This window comes from Propioniciclava sp. (genome assembly GCF_047602245.1).
Classification (GTDB): Bacteria; Actinomycetota; Actinomycetes; order Propionibacteriales; family Propionibacteriaceae; genus Propioniciclava.
The window spans coordinates 2,474,787-2,492,212 of sequence record NZ_JASGHT010000001.1; the positions used below are offsets into that span (position 1 = coordinate 2,474,787).

18 protein-coding genes and 1 pseudogene are annotated in these 17,426 nt (G+C 69.7%); 10 read left to right on the plus strand and 9 right to left on the minus strand.

The genetic code is table 11. From position 1 onward, the window contains the following. Window positions 1–88 precede the first annotated feature (88 nt). The 3 genes from QM708_RS11675 to QM708_RS11685 form a co-directional block, all read right to left on the minus strand. Window positions 89–817 (minus strand): response regulator transcription factor, encoded by a 729-nt coding sequence (locus QM708_RS11675; RefSeq protein ID WP_415108510.1) that lies wholly within the window; start codon window positions 815–817, stop codon window positions 89–91. Window positions 818–890: 73 nt separating this feature from the next. Further along, window positions 891–1,181, minus strand: a complete 291-nt coding sequence (locus tag QM708_RS11680; RefSeq protein ID WP_415108512.1) for an acylphosphatase — start codon at window positions 1,179–1,181, stop codon at window positions 891–893. Continuing rightward, entirely contained in the window at window positions 1,178–1,606 is a 429-nt protein-coding gene (locus QM708_RS11685; RefSeq protein WP_415108515.1) for a CBS domain-containing protein, read from the minus strand. The genes QM708_RS11680 and QM708_RS11685 overlap by 4 nt, the downstream gene beginning before the upstream one ends. 89 nt (window positions 1,607–1,695) lie before the next feature. Between QM708_RS11685 and metB the strand changes: the two genes are divergently transcribed. Then, on the plus strand, window positions 1,696–2,865 hold the full coding sequence (gene metB / locus QM708_RS11690; RefSeq protein ID WP_415108518.1) for a cystathionine gamma-synthase: 1,170 nt from the start codon (window positions 1,696–1,698) through the stop codon (window positions 2,863–2,865). A gap of 74 nt (window positions 2,866–2,939) precedes the next feature. Here the strand turns inward: metB and QM708_RS11695 are convergent, their stop codons facing one another. The 3 genes from QM708_RS11695 to QM708_RS11705 all read right to left on the minus strand — a co-directional run bounded on the left by QM708_RS11695 (window position 2,940) and on the right by QM708_RS11705 (window position 5,785). Continuing rightward, window positions 2,940–3,647: a hypothetical protein gene (locus QM708_RS11695; protein WP_415108521.1), complete on the minus strand. Its 708-nt coding sequence runs from the start codon at window positions 3,645–3,647 to the stop codon at window positions 2,940–2,942. Window positions 3,648–3,661: 14 nt separating this feature from the next. Continuing rightward, window positions 3,662–4,939 (minus strand): TerC family protein, encoded by a 1,278-nt coding sequence (locus QM708_RS11700; RefSeq protein WP_415108524.1) that lies wholly within the window; start codon window positions 4,937–4,939, stop codon window positions 3,662–3,664. 168 nt (window positions 4,940–5,107) lie between these two features. Next, window positions 5,108–5,785, minus strand: coding sequence for a uracil-DNA glycosylase (locus QM708_RS11705; protein ID WP_415108527.1), 678 nt, complete (start codon window positions 5,783–5,785; stop codon window positions 5,108–5,110). Between the two features lie 113 nt (window positions 5,786–5,898). Between QM708_RS11705 and QM708_RS11710 the strand changes: the two genes are divergently transcribed. The 3 genes from QM708_RS11710 to QM708_RS11720 all read left to right on the plus strand — a co-directional run bounded on the left by QM708_RS11710 (window position 5,899) and on the right by QM708_RS11720 (window position 8,516). Next, the gene (locus QM708_RS11710; protein ID WP_415108530.1) at window positions 5,899–7,146 is read left to right on the plus strand and encodes an AI-2E family transporter; all 1,248 of its coding nucleotides are present in this window, start codon (window positions 5,899–5,901) and stop codon (window positions 7,144–7,146) included. A gap of 144 nt (window positions 7,147–7,290) precedes the next feature. Next, window positions 7,291–7,947: a hypothetical protein gene (locus tag QM708_RS11715; RefSeq protein WP_415108533.1), complete on the plus strand. Its 657-nt coding sequence runs from the start codon at window positions 7,291–7,293 to the stop codon at window positions 7,945–7,947. Then, a complete protein-coding gene (locus QM708_RS11720; RefSeq protein WP_415108536.1) occupies window positions 7,944–8,516 on the plus strand; it encodes a DUF2089 domain-containing protein in 573 nt (190 codons plus the stop codon). Before QM708_RS11715 ends, QM708_RS11720 begins: the two co-directional genes overlap by 4 nt. Before the next feature lie 141 nt (window positions 8,517–8,657). Here the strand turns inward: QM708_RS11720 and greA are convergent, their stop codons facing one another. Continuing rightward, window positions 8,658–9,167 (minus strand): transcription elongation factor GreA, encoded by a 510-nt coding sequence (greA, locus tag QM708_RS11725; RefSeq protein ID WP_415108539.1) that lies wholly within the window; start codon window positions 9,165–9,167, stop codon window positions 8,658–8,660. Between the two features lie 14 nt (window positions 9,168–9,181). Continuing rightward, window positions 9,182–9,592 carry a DUF4307 domain-containing protein gene (locus QM708_RS11730; protein WP_415108542.1) on the minus strand — a complete coding sequence of 137 codons (411 nt, stop codon included), beginning with the start codon at window positions 9,590–9,592 and terminating at the stop codon, window positions 9,182–9,184. A 69-nt stretch (window positions 9,593–9,661) separates the two neighbouring features. Between QM708_RS11730 and mca the strand changes: the two genes are divergently transcribed. From mca to QM708_RS11755, 5 genes and pseudogenes are all read left to right on the plus strand, one after another. Beyond that, window positions 9,662–10,603, plus strand: a complete 942-nt coding sequence (mca, locus tag QM708_RS11735; protein WP_415108545.1) for a mycothiol conjugate amidase Mca — start codon at window positions 9,662–9,664, stop codon at window positions 10,601–10,603. Continuing rightward, complete coding sequence (locus QM708_RS11740; RefSeq protein ID WP_415108548.1) at window positions 10,585–10,779, plus strand: hypothetical protein; 195 nt, start codon at window positions 10,585–10,587, stop codon at window positions 10,777–10,779. The genes mca and QM708_RS11740 overlap by 19 nt, the downstream gene beginning before the upstream one ends. Window positions 10,780–11,001: 222 nt before the next feature. After that, a complete protein-coding gene (locus tag QM708_RS11745; RefSeq protein WP_415108551.1) occupies window positions 11,002–12,666 on the plus strand; it encodes an NCS1 family nucleobase:cation symporter-1 in 1,665 nt (554 codons plus the stop codon). Continuing rightward, window positions 12,663–13,382 (plus strand): aspartate/glutamate racemase family protein, encoded by a 720-nt coding sequence (locus QM708_RS11750; RefSeq protein WP_415108554.1) that lies wholly within the window; start codon window positions 12,663–12,665, stop codon window positions 13,380–13,382. Before QM708_RS11745 ends, QM708_RS11750 begins: the two co-directional genes overlap by 4 nt. Before the next feature lie 185 nt (window positions 13,383–13,567). After that, window positions 13,568–15,659, plus strand: a pseudogene (locus QM708_RS11755) (thioredoxin domain-containing protein). Between the two features lie 22 nt (window positions 15,660–15,681). Here QM708_RS11755 and trhA read toward each other — a convergent pair. After that, window positions 15,682–16,323, minus strand: a complete 642-nt coding sequence (gene trhA, locus QM708_RS11760; RefSeq protein ID WP_415108557.1) for a PAQR family membrane homeostasis protein TrhA — start codon at window positions 16,321–16,323, stop codon at window positions 15,682–15,684. A gap of 157 nt (window positions 16,324–16,480) precedes the next feature. On the opposite strand from trhA, the gene QM708_RS11765 reads away from it, so the two are divergent. Then, on the plus strand, window positions 16,481–17,425 hold the full coding sequence (locus QM708_RS11765; protein ID WP_415108560.1) for an NAD(P)-dependent oxidoreductase: 945 nt from the start codon (window positions 16,481–16,483) through the stop codon (window positions 17,423–17,425). Window position 17,426 lies beyond the last annotated feature (1 nt).

A 17,426-nucleotide genomic window follows, 5' to 3' on the forward strand; every position in this document is an offset into this window, starting at 1 on the left:
CCCTCTCTCGTGCTGGCCGTCCTCGTGTCGGTCATCCTCGTCTGCCCCGGCCTCTCACCGGCGGACGCCGACGGCCGTCGGCCGGGCCTCATGCGGCCGGCTTCAGGACGTACCCCGCCCCGCGCAGGGTGTGGATCATCGGCTCGCGCCCCGAATCGATCTTCTTGCGCAGGTAGGAGATGTACAGCTCGACCACGTTGGCCTGGCCGCCGAAGTCGTAGTTCCACACCCGGTCGAGGATCTGCGCCTTGCTGAGCACCCGGCGCGGGTTGCGCATCAGGAAGCGCAGCAGCTCGAACTCGGTCGCGGTCAGGTGGATCGGTTCGCCGGCCCGGGTCACCTCGTGGGAGTCCTCGTCCATCCGCAGATCGCCCACCACCAGCTCCGACCCGGGGCGCGCGGTGGTCGCGCCCGAGCGGCGCAGCAGCCCGCGCAGCCGGGCGACCAGCTCCTCCAGCGAGAACGGCTTGGTGACGTAGTCGTCGCCGCCGGCGGTCAGTCCCGAGATCCGGTCGTCGACGGCGTCCTTGGCGGTGAGGAAGATCACCGGTACGTCCGGCTGGTCGGCGCGGATGCGGCGCATCACCTCCAGCCCGTCGAAGTCGGGCAGCATGATGTCGAGGACGATCACGTCGGGGCGCACCTCGCGGGCTGCCTGCACCGCACCGAGCCCGGAGTCGGCGGTGGTGACCTCCCACCCCTCGTAACGCAACGCCATCCGCAGCAACTCGGTGATCGCGGGCTCGTCGTCGACGGTCAGCACGCGGATCGGCGTGCCGTCGGGGCGGGTCAACTGCTGGCGGTCGGGGCTGCTCATGACAACAAGAGTTTCAGCCCAGACCACCATCCCGCTATGCCCACGCTGTGCGTTTCCTGTGAAGGTGCGGGCCTCAGCGCACGTCGAACCCCGAGATCGCGGGGTCGGGGGTCGTCCATTCGACCAGGAACTCGTTCACCCGCCCCGGACGCCGGAACTCACGCGGGCTGGTCAGCAACCGGACCAGTTCGTAGACGTCGGCGGCGCGTCCTTGGGCGTCCACCTCGACCGAACCGTCGAGACGGTTGCGCGCGTAGCCGACGATGCCGAGGCGTTCGGCGTGGCGCATCACCCACCAGCGAAAACCGACGCCCTGCACGAGCCCGTCCACCCGGACCATCGCCCGGACCGTCTCGTCGCTCACGTGTGCAGGTACTCCAGCAGATGGTTGCGTTCGTCGGTCAGCTGATCGATGCGGTACTTGACCACGTCGCCGATCGACACGATGGCACGCAGATTGCCGTCGACCACCACCGGAATGTGCCGCACCCGCTTGACCGTCATGGTGTGCGCGGTCTCCTCGATGCGGTCCTCGGGCTTGCCGACATGCACGTCGGTGGTCATCAGGTCGGCGACGGTGGACTCGGTGACGGCGGCGCCGTTCTGGGCGAGGCCGCGGACCACGTCGCGCTCACTCACGATCCCGTCGATGTGCGTGCCATCGGAGGAGACCACCACGGCGCCGATCTTGTATTCCGCCATCAGCGAGACCAGCTCGGTCACGGAGGCGGTCGGCGCGATGGTCACCACAGAGGTTCCCTTGCTACGGATCACGTCTTCGAGCTTCATGCTCGGACGGTACCTGCTGAACGCGGGACCCGCCAGCGTTCGGCCCCGATGGGCCTATGATCGACCGCACCGGCGAGAGGGGAGTGGGCGTGGAACGATCGAGGTGGACGGCCGCGGTGCGGACCGGAATCGACACGGATCCGGCGCACGGATCGGTGGTGCCGCCGATCTACTTGTCGACGAATTACAGCTTCGCTGCCTTCCGGACGCCGCGCGGTTTCGACTACAGCCGCTCCGGCAATCCGACCCGCAGCGTGCTGGCCGAGGCGCTCGCCGAGCTCGACGGCGCCGCGGGGGCGGTGGTGACGGCGTCCGGCATGGGGGCGATCACCACCTGCCTGATGGCGATGACCGGCCCCGGCCAGAGGGTGGTGGCGCCGCACGACGCCTACGGCGGCACCTGGCGGCTGCTGGTCGCGCTGCGCGACAAGGTGGGATACCAGCTCGACCTGATCGATCTGACCGCCCCGGACGCCGCCGCGCGCGTCGCTGAGTTGGCCCCGGATCTGCTCTGGGTCGAGACGCCGTCCAACCCGCTGCTGGGGATCAGCGATCTGGCCGCGCTCGCCGACGCCGTGCATTCCGGTGGCGGCCGGATGGTGGTCGACAACACGTTCTGCTCCCCGGCCTTGCAGCGGCCGATCGCGTTCGGGGCGGACGCCGTCGTGCAGTCCTCGACGAAGTACCTCAACGGCCACTCCGACGTGGTGGCGGGCGTGGTCACGGCGTCCAGCACCGAACTGACCGAGGAACTGGCCTGGTGGGCGAACTGCCTCGGCCTGACCGGTGGCGCGTTCGACTCCTACCTGACCTTGCGCGGGCTGCGCACCTTGCGCGTCCGGATGCAAGCCCATCTGGAGAACGCGGCCGCAGTCGTGGACGCCCTGGTCGGCCATCCGGCGGTCGAGCGGGTCCACTACCCGGGGCTCGCGGAGCATCCGGGCCACGAACTGGCCGCCCGGCAGATGGACGGGTTCGGGGCGATCGTGTCGTTCGAGACCGCCCACGGCGAGGCGGGGGTCGCCGCGCTGGTCGAGGGGCTGACCCACTTCAGCCTCGCCGAGTCCCTCGGCGGGGTGGAGTCGCTGATCTGTCACCCGGGCTCCATGACGCACGCGGCGATGCCACCGGAGGTGCAGCAGGCCGCGGGCCTGCGGCCGGGATTGGTGCGGTTGAGCGTCGGTATCGAGGACGCCGCCGATCTGGTCGCCGACCTGCGCGCCGGCCTGGACCGCGTCCAGGCGCTGGGCGGGAACTGACCCGGCCGGGGTGACGCCCGAGCTTCACCGCCCCGGTGACGTGCCTGGCCAACCGGCCGGGGTGATCGGGCCGGCTAGTGCGCCGGCGGGAATTCGATCCGCGCCTGATCGGCGATCCGCTTCATCATCGCCAGGTCGATGCCGGCGCCGAAGGCGCCGCCGGCGACCGGAACGAAACGCCCGGCGCCGACGAACGCGCGGCGTCCGACCGAGCGCAGCAGCTGGAAGCCGACCGCCTTCTGGATCACCATGATCGCCGAGCGCGGCAGTGCCGGGCCGGCCACGGTGAGCGCGGCCGTCGTGCCGAGGCTGGGGCCCACGCCCACGTTGCGGAGGATGTCGGAGGCGTTCGAGCCGACCTCCGCGAGCAGGACCGCCGTCCGGATGGTGGGGTCGGCGATGTCGTACCCGCGCAGGTGCGCGATCGCGGCCGTCATCCGGGTGGCCTGCACGTAGAACGCGAACACGTTCACCGGCACGGCGACCGCCATCGTGAAGAAGCCGCCCAGGCTGGTCAGGAAGCCGGTGGTGCCGGCTCCCCGGTAGTGCTGGTTGATCACCGAGCCGATGGCCCGTTCGACATTCCCGCCGGAGGCGGCGAGCGCCTTCTCGGCGACCCTGACCGCCCCCGGGTAGCCCCGGACGCCGTCGATGCCGACCGACAGGATCCGCTTGATCACCACGGTGATCGCGTCGTCGGTGCCGTCGGGTGCGTTCGCCTCATCGAGAGCCGAACGCGTGGCGCGCACGTCGCCGGGACGGAGAATGTCGAACAGGCCCATCGTCTGCTCCTCGCTTAGTGGCTGGTGCCGCGACGGTAGCGCGCGTAGTCGAATCGCGGCTCGTCGCGCAGCGGATCCCCGGCCGGGAACTGCGCCGGATCGCCCGACACCTGCGCGGCGCGGGTTTCGTAGGCCTCATCGAGCAGGTCGAACAGACTCTGCTGCTCTTCCAGGAGCGACTCGTAGCGCGGCAGCAGCGTGCCGATGCGTCCCTGCGCCTTGATCAGCCCGGCGTAGTGCGCCTCGCGGGCGGCCGCGTCGTGCGACAGATCCGGATCGAGGTAGGCGTGCGCACGGCGGCGCACCTCGCTCAGCGTGGTGAGCGCCTTGCCCTTGGGCGACATCAGCGACATCACGATGACCACGATCAGGGTGCCGACGATGACCATCAGGCTGAACTGGGTGCTGATCTCGATGACCGGCACGTGCTGCCCGCCGTTGATGAACGCCAGGTTGTTCTCGTGCAGGGCGTGCAGGATCAGCTTGACGCCGATGAAGGCCAGGATGATCGCCAGACCGTACTTGAGGTAGATCAGGCGGTCGAGCAGGCCGTCGATCAGGAAGTAGAGCTGGCGCAGGCCGAGCAGCGAGAACGCGACCGCGGTGAACACGATGTAGGTGTTCTGGGTGAGGCCGAAGATGGCCGGAATCGAGTCGAGCGCGAACATCACGTCCGTGCCACCGATCGCGATCATCACCAGCAGCATCGGCGTCATGGCCTTCTTGCCGTCGACCATGGTGAACAGCTTGTCGCCGTCGTAGTAGTCGGTGGTGTGCATGAACCGCTTGGCCAGGCGGATGATGAAGTTGTTCGCCTCGTCGGCCTCGCCCTCACCCCCCTCGGGCTTGACCAGGTTGACGGCGGTGAGCAGCAGGATCGCGCCGAAGATGTAGAACACCCAGGCGAAGCTGTTGATCAGCGCGGCACCCAGGAAGATGAACCCGGTGCGGAAGATCAGCGACACCACGATGCCGAACATGAGCACCTTCTGCTGCTCGGCGCGCGGCACCTTGAAGCTGCCCATGATGATCAGGAACACGAACAGGTTGTCCACCGACAGCGAGAGCTCGGTGATGTAGCCCGCGTAGTACTCCAGGCCGGACTGGTGGCCCATCGTCGTCCAGACGAAGACGCCGAACAGCATGGCGATCGAGACGTAGATGGACGTCCACATCGCCGATTCCTTGATGGTCGGGATGTGGGCTTTGCGGACGTGGAAGAAGAAGTCGAAGGCCAGCAGACCGGCGATGACGAGGGCGGTAACGATCCACGTAGTGGTCGTAACTTCCATGGAGGACCTTTCGAGGAAGGAACGAGGACAGCGTGTCCCGCCAGGCGTCTCGCGCGCAGGCGGCCAACTCTACTGATCGGATGAAGTGTAGGCGGCGCAGTCTACGGGGAATCAACACCGCGCCGTCCGGCGTCCGAACACCGGCGTCTCAATACGTGACGGACGCCCTCAGGCCAGCCGCCAGTCGACCGGCTGGCCGCCTTGGGCGACGAGCGCCTCGTTGGCGCGGCTGAACGGCCGCGAACCGAAGAATCCGCGGCTCGCCGACAGCGGGGACGGGTGCGGCGAGGTGATGCAGGGGACGCCGCCCAGCCGCGGCTGCAGGTTCTGCGCATCGCGTCCCCACAGGATCGCCACCAGCGGCCCGCCGCGGGCGGCGAGCGCGTCGATGGCGGCGTCCGTCACCTGCTCCCACCCCTTGCCGCGGTGCGAGGCCGGCGCGCCCGGCCGCACGGTGAGCACCCGGTTGAGCAGCAGGACGCCTTGGCCGAACCACGCCGACAGGTCGCCGTGCGGGGCGGGCGGAATGCCGAGGTCGGCGTTCAACTCCTGATAGATGTTCACCAGCGAACGCGGCAGCGGGCGCACATCGCGCGCCACCGAGAACGACAACCCGACCGGGTGGCCGGGGGTGGGGTAGGGGTCCTGGCCGACGATGAGTACCTTCACCTCGGCGAGCGGACGGCTGAACGCCCGCAACACGTTCTCGCCGGCGGGCAGATAGTTGCGGCCGGCGGCGATCTCGGAGCGCAGGAAGGCGCCCATGGCGGTGATCTGGTCACTGACGCCGGCGAGGGCCTCGGCCCAGTCGGGCGCCATCAATTCGGCAGGGGGACGCGGTGTCACCCCTTCACGCTAGCGGATACGCTGGCCACGCCGGTCCCGGAAGGGGCCGGTCCCGGAAGGCCCCTCCCCGAAGGTCCTCCTCCGCAGGCTCTCGTTGTCGAAGGAAGTGTCCCATGGCTGTCGCCGATGCGTTCCGGCGGATGCTCGCCGGCCCTGCCGCCTCGACCGGCGCGGCGTCCGATCCTGCCGGAGCGGACGCACCACCGGTCGCGTCCGCTCGCGCCGCGGAGGATCTCGACCTTGAGGTGCGCGGCGGCAACGTCGAGCCCGTCGCGCCGGCACCGCAACCGGTCGCGCTCGAGCCCTATGTTCCGCGCGGGCTCACGGTGGCGGCCGGATTCTCCTGGCGGCTGCTGGTGATCGCGGCGTTCGTCCTCGGCGTGATGTGGCTGGCCGGCTACTTCTCGGCGGTCACGGTGCCGGTGGTGCTGGCCGTCCTGCTCGCGGCGATGCTCGACCCGGTCAAGCAACTGCTGGTGCGGCTGAGGGTGCCGCCGATGGGGGCCTCCGCGCTGACCCTGCTGGGGATGATCGTGTTCATTGCCGGCGTGCTCACCTTCGTCGGCGCGCAGGTCGCCCAGGAGGGCCCGCAACTGGTGGACATGTTCGGCGCCGGCATCGACAGCCTGATGCAGTGGATCCGCACGCTGCCGTTCGCCGTCGACCAGTCCTCGCTCGACGGCTGGATCAAGCAGGGCCTGGACTGGCTGCGCACCCAGGCGACCGCGCTGGCCTCGGGCGTGGCGTCCGCTGGTATCGCGTTCGGCAACTTCGCCGTCGGCCTGCTCACCTGCCTGATCACCACCTTCTTCCTGCTCGGCCAGGGCCGGACGATCTTCACCAGCGCGCTCGGCCTGCTGGTGCCGCGCCGCTACCGCGCCCAGACCGACGCCGCCAGCCAGCGCGGCTGGACCTCCCTGGTCGCCTACATGCGGGCCGCCGTGATCGTCGCGCTGGTGGACGCCGCGGGCGTCGCGCTGGCGGCGATGATTCTGGGCGTGCCGCTGGTGTCGGCGCTGTTCGCGCTCACCTTCTTCTTGGCCTTCATCCCGATCGTCGGTGCCGTGACCGCCGGGGCCGTCGCCGTGCTGCTGGCGCTGGTCTCGCACGGCTGGGTATCGGCGCTGATCATGCTGGGTGCGGTGATCCTGGTGATGCAGCTGGAATCGAATCTGCTGCAGCCGCTGGTGATGGGCAAGGCGGTCAACCTGCACGCGCTCGCCGTCATCCTCGGCATCACCGTGGGCGGTGTGCTGGGCGGCATCCTGGGGGCCTTGCTGGCCATTCCGACGCTGGCGTTCCTGGTGGCGTTCGTGTCGTCGTTGCGCAACGATGAGGTCGAGGCACTTCCTCATTTGTAAAGTCCGTCTATCATTTTGGCATGAGCGATCCTGATCTGACGCAGATTCTTGCCGATCTTGCCGCCGGGCGCATCGACGCCACCGAGGCGGCCCGGCGCATCGAGGCCGCCCGGGGCGGTGCCGCCGACGGCGAACCGTTCATCGATGCAGGCCGGCCCGACCGGCGTCAAGGGCACCGACCGGGTGGTGATCCGCGCCGTCGGGCGCCGGGTCACCGTGGTCGGCGACGCAACGGTGGCGACGGCGTCCGTGACCGGCGAGCACGTGCTGCGCCGCAACGGCAATGTGCTGGAGGTCTCGGCCGACGGCGAGGTGGGCCCGAAGCTGGAGGGGTTCAGCGTCCTCAACCCGCCCAAGAGCCTCGACGACCTGCGCGGGCTCACCTTCGCGCGCGGGCTGACCGTGCGGGTGAACCCGGCGATCGAGGTCGACGTCGAACTGACCGCGGGCAGCCTGTCGGTATCCGATGTGCCCTTCCTCGGACGCCTGCGGATCACCGCGGGCGGTGCGGGCGTGAAGGGGGTGCGCCGGGTCGGTGACGCGCTGGTACAGGCCGGGTCGGGCAACTTCGAGGGCAGCTTCAACGCCGGCCGTTCGCGGATCAAGGTCGAATCGGGCTCGTTGAACGTCGCATTGACGCCGCGGGCGTCGGTGACCGTGCGGGCACAGGCCCAGCTGGGCAGGGTGTCCTGGCCCGAGGACGCCGGAACCCCCGACGAACTGGTGGTCGGCGCCGGCGCGGCCCGCCTCGACCTGGAGGTCGTGATGGGCTCGGTGAGCGTGAAGAAGGCCGACGCATGACCGCGCCCTCGCGGGCGCACCGCGCCCACACCCACCATGCGCCTTCCGAATGCCCCGTCTGCGGTGATGCGTTGACCACCACCCGGCTCGGGTGTGCCGGGTGTGGCACCGAACTGGTCGGGTCGTTCGCCTCGTGCCCGTTCTGCGCACTGGACGCCGCCGACCTCGACCTGCTGAAGGTCTTCCTGACCAGCCGTGGCAACCTCAAGGAGCTCGAGAAGCACCTGCAGGTGAGCTACCCGACCGCGCGAGCGCGGTTCAACGCCGTCCTGGATCGCCTGGGCTGGCTCACCGACGCCCCCGATCCCGACCCTGCCGTGCCGGACGTCTCGGAAGACCTCACCGGAGCACCGGCCGAGCCTGCCGGCGAGCCGGGCGCCGCCGACGCGGAGCCGGGTTCCTCGCAACGTGGGAGCGCTAGCGCCGCCCACGAGACGGGACCCCGCGACACCACCGACGCCCCGGTCTCGGAAGGGGCAGATGCCGTCCGCGACCAGGTTCTCTCCCAGGTCGCTGCGGGAATCCTGTCCCCGGCGGTCGCGGCCGACCTGCTCGGACGCCTCCGCTGATCGCGAAGGCCTGAGCCGGTCTCACTCCAGCCGGGTTCAGGCCGGCTCCGGCTGCTTGATTGCCGGGAACGTCACACTCATCGGTCTCGAATCATCTCGCGGGGTCGATTCCTGTGACGTTTCCGGCGGATCGAGCAGGGGTCAGGCGCCGGTGAAGACCGAGAACTCCAAGACGGTGACCTCGATCGTCTTGCCGGTCGGGGCCGTGTAGGAGACGGTGTCGCCCTTCTTGGCGCCCACCACGGCCGCGCCGAGCGGCGACTGCGGGCTGAACACGTCGATCTTGCTGTCGGTGACGCCGATCAGCTCGCGCGACCCGAGCAGGAAGGTGTCGGTGTCCTCGGGGTCGTCGTCGTAGCAGATGGTGACCGTCATGCCCGGGGTGACGGCATCGCCGGCCGAGGCCGGCTCACCGATGTGCGCGTCGCGGAGCATCGCCTCGAGTTGCCGGATGCGCGCCTCTTGCTGCCCCTGCTCTTCGCGTGCGGCGTGGTAGCCGCCGTTCTCGGAGAGGTCTCCCTCTTCGCGGGCCTGGGCGATCTTGGCCGAGACAGTCTTGCGGCCCTCACCCTTGAGGTACTCCAGCTCACCACTGAGCTTGTCGTAGGCCTCTTGGGTCAGCCAGACCGTCGATTGTGCTGCGTCAGACATTGCGCCAGCCTAGCTCAGCGTGCTTCACAGGAGCGGATCGAGGCGGACGTCCCGCGTTTGAACGTGCGCACGGTGACGTGGTGGTCTTCGAGGGTCTCGGTGCCGGGGGCGAGCTCGATCGGGTACTGCCCGACGGTGTCGTAGCTCTCGGCCTGCACGATCACCGTGCACACGCCCGGACGTGACGGGTCGGGACGCTGGGTGGTCACGTGCACGTCGACGGTCTGGTCGGAGGTGACGCTGAAGCTGACGATCTTCGCCGACACGGCGGGATTGGCGCCGTGCAGGGCCGCCCAGATCATCCAGCCGCCCCCGACCACGGCCAGCGTCACCGCGATCGCCACCCACAGCCAGCGTGGCGTCCGGCTGGGCGGATAGCGGCGGGCGAGGCGGGCGGCGGCGTCCGTATCGGTGGGCGAAGTCACCCGACCATTCTGCCCTTTTGGCGCGGACGGGGTTTGTCCGGCGCCGAGATCACCGCGACAATGGCCCGCATGCCGTCTGATCCCCAGCCCCTGCGCGTGGACGCCGCGGGTGAGCCGCTGCGCCTGCTCGCCGTGCACGCTCATCCCGATGACGAATCGAGCAAGGGCGCCGCGACGGTCGCGCGCTACGTGAGCGAAGGCGTCCAGGTGCTGGTGGTGACCTGTACCGGCGGCGAGCGCGGCGACATCCTCAACCCGGCCCTCGACACCCCCGAGAACTGGCAGAACATCGCGACGTTGCGCGAGGCGGAGATGGCGCGCGCCCGCGAGATCTTGGGTGTGCAGCAGCAGTGGCTCGGCTATGTCGACTCCGGCCTGCCGCAGGGCGATCCGCTGCCGCCGCTGCCGGAGGGCTGTTTCGCGCTCGCCGACGTCACGCAGGCGGCGTCGCGGCTGGCCACGATCATCCGGCGGTTCCGGCCGCATGTGCTGACCACCTATGACGAGAACGGCGGCTATCCGCACCCCGATCACGTGCAGACGCACAACATCAGTCTGCCGGCGGTCGATCTGGCCGCCGATCCGGACGCCGCGGGCGTCGAGGGGGAGCCGTGGCAGGTGCTGAAGGTCTACTACCACATGACCTTCCACCGCTCGCGGGCCGTCGCGCTCGATGAGGTGATGCACGAGCACGGGCTGGATTCGCCCTACCGCGAGCGGCTGAAGGGCTGGCCGGAGGATCCGACCCAGGCCGCCCGGCTGACCACCTTCGTGCCGTGTGGCGACTACTTCGCCGTCCGCGACGACGCGCTGCGCGCGCACGCCACCCAGATCGATCCGGACGGATTCTGGTTCGCGGTACCGCTGGCGCTGCAGCAGCGGGCCTGGCCGACCGAGGACTACCAGTTGGTGAAGTCGCGGGTGCCGACCTTCGTTCCCGAGGATGACCTGTTCGCCGGGATCGACACCCACGACGGGAGTAGTGTGGACGCGTGGTTCTACTCGATCTAGGTCTGGGTTCGGCCCTGGCGCCGGGATGGGCGCCGCTCGGCGTCGCCGTCGTGATGTTGGTCGCGCTCGCGTTGCTGTGGTTCAGCATGCGCCGGCACCTGAAGATCAACGAGCGCAACGAAGAGGCCACCCAGACGCACGCCGCCGAGTCGCCGCACTCGCCCGCCGACCTCTGAGGTTTCCCCTCGCACGCACGACCGTGGGTGATCCCGGTCGTGCGTTGACGCGCCCTTTCATCCCGGGTCCGGTGCGAGGACCGTCACAGACCCTTTACCGGACAGAAACCTGGGGCGTCCTCGGGGACGCTGGAATTTCCTGCGTGCAGCGCTGACCAGGGCTTCGGCCTTGGCCACCGTGCGCCACGACGCGGTTCTCGCTCCCAGGAAGGTCGTCTGGCCATGAATACCCACTCCAGTCCGGAGGTCGCCCCCGGCGTCCCGTCCGGTAAACCACAGGACACCGTCGAGGCCGCAGGGCATCCCGTCGGCTCCGGCAATATGAAGCCCCACTACGACGAGAACCTCGCCAACGAGGATCTCGCGCCGCTGCGCGAGCAGAAGTGGAGCTGGTACAACATCTTCGCCTTCTGGATGTCGGATGTGCACTCGGTCGGCGGTTACGTCACCGCGGGGTCACTGTTCGCGCTCGGCCTGGCCGCCTGGCAGGTGCTCGTCGCGCTGCTGGTCGGCATCGTGATCGTGCAGGTGTTCACCAACCTGGTCGCCAAGCCCAGCCAGAAGACCGGCGTCCCCTACCCGGTGGTCAACCGGTTCCTGTTCGGCATCAAGGGCGCCAACGTGCCGGCCATCATCCGCGGCATCATCGCGATCGCCTGGTACGGCGTCCAGACCTTCTTGGCCGCGCAGTCGCTGAACATCATCTTCCTGAAGTTCATCCCGGGCAGCGCGGCGCTGCTGGATGTCGGGTTCCTCGGCCTGTCGGCGCTGGGCTGGATCAGCTACGCCATCTTGTGGGTCGCCCAGGTGGCGCTGTTCTGGAACGGCATGGAGGCGATCCGCCGCTTCATCGACTGGGCCGGCCCCGCGGTGTATGTCGTGATGATCATCCTCGCGGTCTACCTGGTTTCGAAGGCCGGCATCGGCAACGTGAGCCTCGACCTGTCCTCCAGCGATCACGAGTTCGGGCTGGGCGAGACGATCGGCACCATGGCGATGGCCATCTCGATCGTGGTCGCCTACTTCTCGGGACCGATGCTCAACTTCGGTGACTTCGCCCGCTACGGACGCGACTTCAAGGCGGTCAAGCGCGGCAACTTCTGGGGTCTGCCGGTCAACTTCCTGTTCTTCTCGCTGCTGGTGGTCATCACGGCCTCCGCCACGGTGCCCGTGTTCGGCCAGCTGATCACCGACCCGATCCACACGGTGGAGCGGATCGACACTCCGGTGGCGATCCTGCTCGGCGGCCTGACCTTCGTCACCGCGACCGTCGGCATCAACATCGTCGCCAACTTCATCTCGCCGGCGTTCGACTTCTCCAACGTGGCGCCGAAGAAGATCTCCTGGCGGATGGGTGGCATGATCGCCGCCGTCGGCTCGGTGTTCCTGCTGCCGTGGAACTGGTACTCCAACGATGACGCGATTCACTACTCGCTCGGCGTGCTGGCCGCGCTGATCGGGCCGCTGTTCGGCATCCTGATCGCCGGCTACTACGTCGTCTCCAAGCAGCGGATCAAGACCGACGACATGTACACGGCCAGCCCCACCGGTGCCTACTGGTACAAGAACGGCTACAACCCCAACGCGATCTGGGCGCTCGTCCTGGCGGGCGTCCCGACGGTGGCGCTGGCGGTGTTCCCGAAGCTGCTGGCCGACCTCGGCATCGTCGACTTCGCCTGGATCGGCAACTACACCTGGTTCATCGGCTGTGGCCTGGGCTTCGTGCTGCTGGTGGCGTTCGAGCGGGCCAACCCGCGGGTGCCGACCTTCACCGACGCCGGGTCGCCCGGCGTCTCCTACGGTACGCAGGACGGCCGGACCGGCTACGACTACGTGCCGGCCGATCATGCCGACGATGAGCTCGCGGCGGCGGGCGCGCCGCGGTGAGGATCCTGCTGATCAACCCGAACACCTCCCGGGCGATGACCGCGAAGATCGCGGACGCCGCCCGGGCGGTGGCCGGGCCCGGTGTCGAGATCGCCGCGGTCTGCCCCGAGCCGGGCGAGGCCCCGGCCGCGATCGAAAGCCACACCGACGAGGCGTTCGCCGCCGTCGCCATCGTGCGCGCGATCGAAGCTGACCTGGCCATGGGTGGTTCGGACGCCTACGTGATCGCCTGCTTCGGCGATCCGGGCCTGGACGCCGCCCGCGAACTCGTCGAGGTTCCCGTGGTCGGCATCGCCGAGGCGGCCATGCACGTCGCGGCCATCTCAGGACGCTCCTTCGGCATCGTCACCACGCTGAGCCGCACCCTGGGCCGCGCCCAGGATCTGCTGCACCGCTACGGCATGGTGACCGCCTGCGTGTCGATGTCGGCCACCGGCATCCCGGTGCTCGATCTTGAGGACGCCGCACCCTGCGACATCGACACGATCGCCCAGCACTGCACGGACGCCGTCGCCCGGCACGGCGCGGACGCCATCGTCCTCGGCTGCGCCGGGATGGCCGACCTGTGCGGTCACCTCGCCGAGCGGGTCGGCGTCCCGGTGGTGGACGGCGTCGCCGCCGCGGTCGGCCTGGCCGCCGCAATGAGCCGGATGAACGTCGGCACCAGCAAACGCGACGAGTACGCGCTCCCGCCCTCACGGGCCGCCCTGGTGTGAAGCAGGGGACGGCGGCCGGTCAACGGCCGTCGTCCCGCGCTGCGCGGTGGGCGGAGACCTCAGTGGCGCAATCTACTGGAACATTGTTCCAGTACGTTTCAGCTTGGGGTGGTGCCGGTGAAGTCAGGCGTCGCGGACGAGGCTGCGCGTGGGCGTCCGGGGCGGCATGAGAGAGTAGGGGCACTATGGCGAACCGTCTGGCGTCCTGCACGAGCCCGTATCTGCTTCAGCACGCGACCAATCCGGTCGACTGGTGGCCCTGGGGGCCCGAGGCGTTCGAGGAGGCCCGGCGTCGCGGCGTCCCGGTGCTGATCTCGATCGGCTACTCGGCCTGCCACTGGTGCCACGTGATGGCGCACGAATCGTTCGAGGACGCCGCGGCGGCCGCGCTGGTCAACGAGCATTTCGTGGCGATCAAGGTCGACCGCGAGGAGCGGCCGGACGTCGACGCGGTCTACATGCGCGCCACCCAGGCGCTGACCGGGCAGGGCGGCTGGCCGATGACCGTCTTCGCCACGCCCGAGGGCGACCCGTTCTTCGCCGGCACCTACTTTCCGCCCGAGCCCACCGCCGGGCAGCCGTCGTTCACCCAGCTGGTCGGCGCGCTCGGCGAGGCCTGGCGGGAGCGCCGCGACGAGGTGCTCGCCTCGGCGTCGGCGATCGTCGGCCAACTCGCCGAGATCAACGCGCTGCCGACGGCCGACGAGCCGCCCGGCATCTGGGAGCTCTTGGACGCCGTGAGCGCCGACTTCGACCTGATGCACGGAGGGTTCGGCGGCGCGCCCAAGTTCCCCTCGCCGCTGCTGGTCGACGCGCTGCTGGTCAAGGGCGAGGCGGGCACGCTCGATCTGGCCCAGCGCACCCTTGAGGCGATGGCGCGCGGCGGAGTCCACGACCAGATCGGCGGCGGGTTCCACCGCTACGCCGTGGACGCAGGCTGGGTTGTGCCGCATTTCGAGAAGATGCTCAACGACAACGCGTTGCTGCTCGGCGCCTACGCGCGTGGCTGGCGGCGCACCCCCCAGCATGAGGCGCCGCTGCGCGCCCTGTTCGAGCGGGTGGCGCGCGGCATCGCCGGCTGGGTCGAGCGCGAGATGACCACCCCGGCCGGCGGGTTCGCCGCCTCGCTGGACGCCGACTCGGCCGACATCCGCGGCATGGCCCACGAGGGCATCTACTACGTGTGGAACCCCGAACTGCTCGCCGACGCGCTCGGCGAGGACGCCGAATGGGCTGCCGAAGCATTCCACGTCACCAAGACGGGCACCTTCGAACACGGCCTGTCGACCCTGCAACTGCGGGGGGCGCCGGACGCCGACCGCCTCGCCGAGGTCTCCGAATGCCTGCTCCAGGTCAGGGCCAACCGGTTCCCGCCGCCGCGCGACGGCAAGGTGATCGCCTCCTGGAACGGCTGGATGATCGAGAACCTGCTCTGGGCCGGGCTGATCTTCGGTGAGCGGTCGTGGATCGACCTGGCGCACCGCGCCGCCGACCACCTGTGGTCGGTGCACTGGACCGCCGACGGCCTGGCCCGCACCTCCCTCGACGGGGTGGTGGGGGATGCCCCGGGCGTCGCCGAGGACTACGGCGCCGTCGCGGGCGCCTTCGCCCGCCTGGCCGGTGTGTTGGGCGAATCCGCCTGGCTCGACCGTGCCGTGCTGCTGCTCGATCAGGCGATCGAGCGGTTCGGCGCCGAGGACGGTGGCTTCTACGATGCGGCGTCCGGTGTGTTGTTCTCGCGGCCGCGCGATGTGCAGGACAACCCGGCGCCGTCGGGAACCATGGCGCTGGTCGCCGCGCTGCGGACGGCCGGTGCGCTGGCCGGCCGGGCCGACTTCCTGGCCCGTGCGGACGCCGCCGCCCGGACCACCTGGGGCATGGTGGCCGCAGCCCCGCGCTTCGCGCCGGCCGCGCTCGGTGACCTGCTGGCGGCCGACGAGGCCCGCAAGGGACTGCGCCCGGCGGTCGCGGTGGTGCTGGACGAGGACGCGGATCCGCTCAACGACGCCGCCCGCGCCGTGTGGCGGATGATGCCCGCCGGCACGGTCGTCGTCTCGGGGCGTCCGGGCACCACCGGTTTCGCGCACCATTTCGAGAACCGCACCACCATCGATGTGCCTGGCCGCCCGGATCGCGGCGACCGGCGCGGTCGAGGAATACGACGAACACGAGATCGTCGGGCTCGATCACACCGTCTACGTGTGCCGCGGTGAGGTGTGCTTCGCGCCCGCCCGCACGGTGCAGGACGTCCGGCGTGCGTTGTGGAGCCGCGCCTGATCCGGAGGCCTCAGCCCTCGGCTCAGCGCAGCGTGGCCAGCGCGATTGCGGCGAAGTGGCAGATCGCCGCCAGGATCGTGCAGGCGTGGAAGATCTCGTGGAACCCGAACCAGGCCGGCGACGGGTTGGGGCGCTTGAGCGCGTAGACGACCGCGCCGCCGGAGTAGATCAGGCCGCCCAGGGCGATCAGGATCACGATCAGCGGACCGCCGGAGACCCAGAACGCGGGCAGCCATCCGACCGCCACCCAGCCCATGATCAGGTAGAGGGCGGTGTAGAGCCAGCGCGGCGCGTTCATCCAGCCCATCTTGACGGTGATGCCGAGCACGCCGACGCCCCAGGCCAGCGCGAGCACGGTGACCCGGCTGGCGCCGTCCAGCAGCATCAGCGCGAGCGGGGTGTAGGTGCCCGCGATGAACAAGAAGATGTTGGTGTGGTCGAGCCGGCGCAGGAAGGCGCCCATCTTCTCGCCCCAGTTGCCGCGGTGGTAGATCGCCGAGGTGCCGAACAGTAGGGTCGCCGACACCAGGTAGACGGCGATGCCGATGCGGGCCAGCAGGCTGGGTGCGGCCACGATGAGGATCAGCCCGGCGAGCTGCACCGTGGGTGCCATGCCGAGGTGGAACCAGCCGCGCAGTTTGGGCTTGGTGGGGGTCGTATTCATCGCCGATCCCTTACTTGACGATGCGTAACTTACGGTCACGTAGGTAAGCGTAGGTCGGGCCGGAGACGGATGCAACCCCCCACGCCGGGTACCCCCGCGCCGGGCGTACCCGGCGTGGGGGTACCGCGCAGGCGCATCGGGAGTAACGTGTGCACGCATGAAGCTGCTCGTGACCTCCAACGCTCCGTTCGAGTTCGAACCGCCTTCCGACGTCGAGGTCGTCCGCATCGACGAAACCCAGGCCGTCGCGGCCGAGCACCTCGACGCCGACGGCGTGATCCTGCAGGGCTGGACGTCACCGGCCGCGAGCCAGCTCGCGCGCGAGGCGTCCGGGTTGCGCTGGGTGCAGACGCTGGCTGCAGGCCCCGACGGCGTGCTGGCCGCGGGCTTTGGGCCCGGCGTCACCATCACCAACGGGCGCGGGCTGCATGACAAGACGGTCGCCGAGACGGCGGTCGCGCTGGCCCTCACCGGAATCCTGCGCTTTCCCGAGATGCTCGCCGCCCAGCGCGCACACCGCTGGGAGCACGACGAGTTCGGCGACTGGCGCCCCCTGCACGCCCCCGGCCGGCTGGGCTCGGTGATCGACACCAACGTGCTGATCTGGGGGTTCGGATCGATCGGCCAGCAGACGGCGAGCCTGTTCCAGGCGTTGTCGGCACGGGTGCGCGGGGTGGCGCAGACGGCGGGGGAGCGCGCCGGGTTCGAGGTGTTCACCGAGGATGACCTGCCCCGGCTGCTCCCCGAGACCGACATCCTGGTGATGGTGCTGCCCAGTTCGCCGAAGACCCGGCACGCGCTCAACGCCGAACGGATCGCGCTGCTGCCGCCGCGGGCCTGGGTGGTGAACGTGGGCCGGGGCGTCACCGTCGACGGGGACGCGCTGGCCGAGGCACTGCACGCCGGACGCCTCGGCGGCGCCGCGCTCGACGTGGTCGACCCCGAGCCCTACCCGGCCGACGGCCCGCTGTGGGACGCCCCGAACACGGTGATCGTGCCGCACATGGCCGGCGGGGTCGCGCACGGCTCGAACGAGCTGTTCAACGCCAATCTCGCGCGACTTCGCGCGGGGCAGCCGCTGATAAATGTCGTCCCTCGCTAGC

Coding starts and splice junctions, on each gene's coding strand:
- QM708_RS11745 (WP_415108551.1), top strand. CDS start 11,002: ATGAATACCCACTCCAGTCCGGAGGTCGCCCCCGGCGTCCCGTCCGGT.
- QM708_RS11765 (WP_415108560.1), top strand. CDS start 16,481: ATGAAGCTGCTCGTGACCTCCAACGCTCCGTTCGAGTTCGAACCGCCT.
- QM708_RS11720 (WP_415108536.1), top strand. CDS start 7,944: ATGACCGCGCCCTCGCGGGCGCACCGCGCCCACACCCACCATGCGCCT.
- QM708_RS11700 (WP_415108524.1), bottom strand. CDS start 4,939: ATGGAAGTTACGACCACTACGTGGATCGTTACCGCCCTCGTCATCGCC.
- QM708_RS11710 (WP_415108530.1), top strand. CDS start 5,899: ATGGCTGTCGCCGATGCGTTCCGGCGGATGCTCGCCGGCCCTGCCGCC.
- QM708_RS11695 (WP_415108521.1), bottom strand. CDS start 3,647: ATGGGCCTGTTCGACATTCTCCGTCCCGGCGACGTGCGCGCCACGCGT.
- QM708_RS11715 (WP_415108533.1), top strand. CDS start 7,291: ATGCAGGCCGGCCCGACCGGCGTCAAGGGCACCGACCGGGTGGTGATC.
- greA (WP_415108539.1), bottom strand. CDS start 9,167: ATGTCTGACGCAGCACAATCGACGGTCTGGCTGACCCAAGAGGCCTAC.
- mca (WP_415108545.1), top strand. CDS start 9,662: ATGCCGTCTGATCCCCAGCCCCTGCGCGTGGACGCCGCGGGTGAGCCG.
- trhA (WP_415108557.1), bottom strand. CDS start 16,323: ATGAATACGACCCCCACCAAGCCCAAACTGCGCGGCTGGTTCCACCTC.
- QM708_RS11675 (WP_415108510.1), bottom strand. CDS start 817: ATGAGCAGCCCCGACCGCCAGCAGTTGACCCGCCCCGACGGCACGCCG.
- QM708_RS11685 (WP_415108515.1), bottom strand. CDS start 1,606: ATGAAGCTCGAAGACGTGATCCGTAGCAAGGGAACCTCTGTGGTGACC.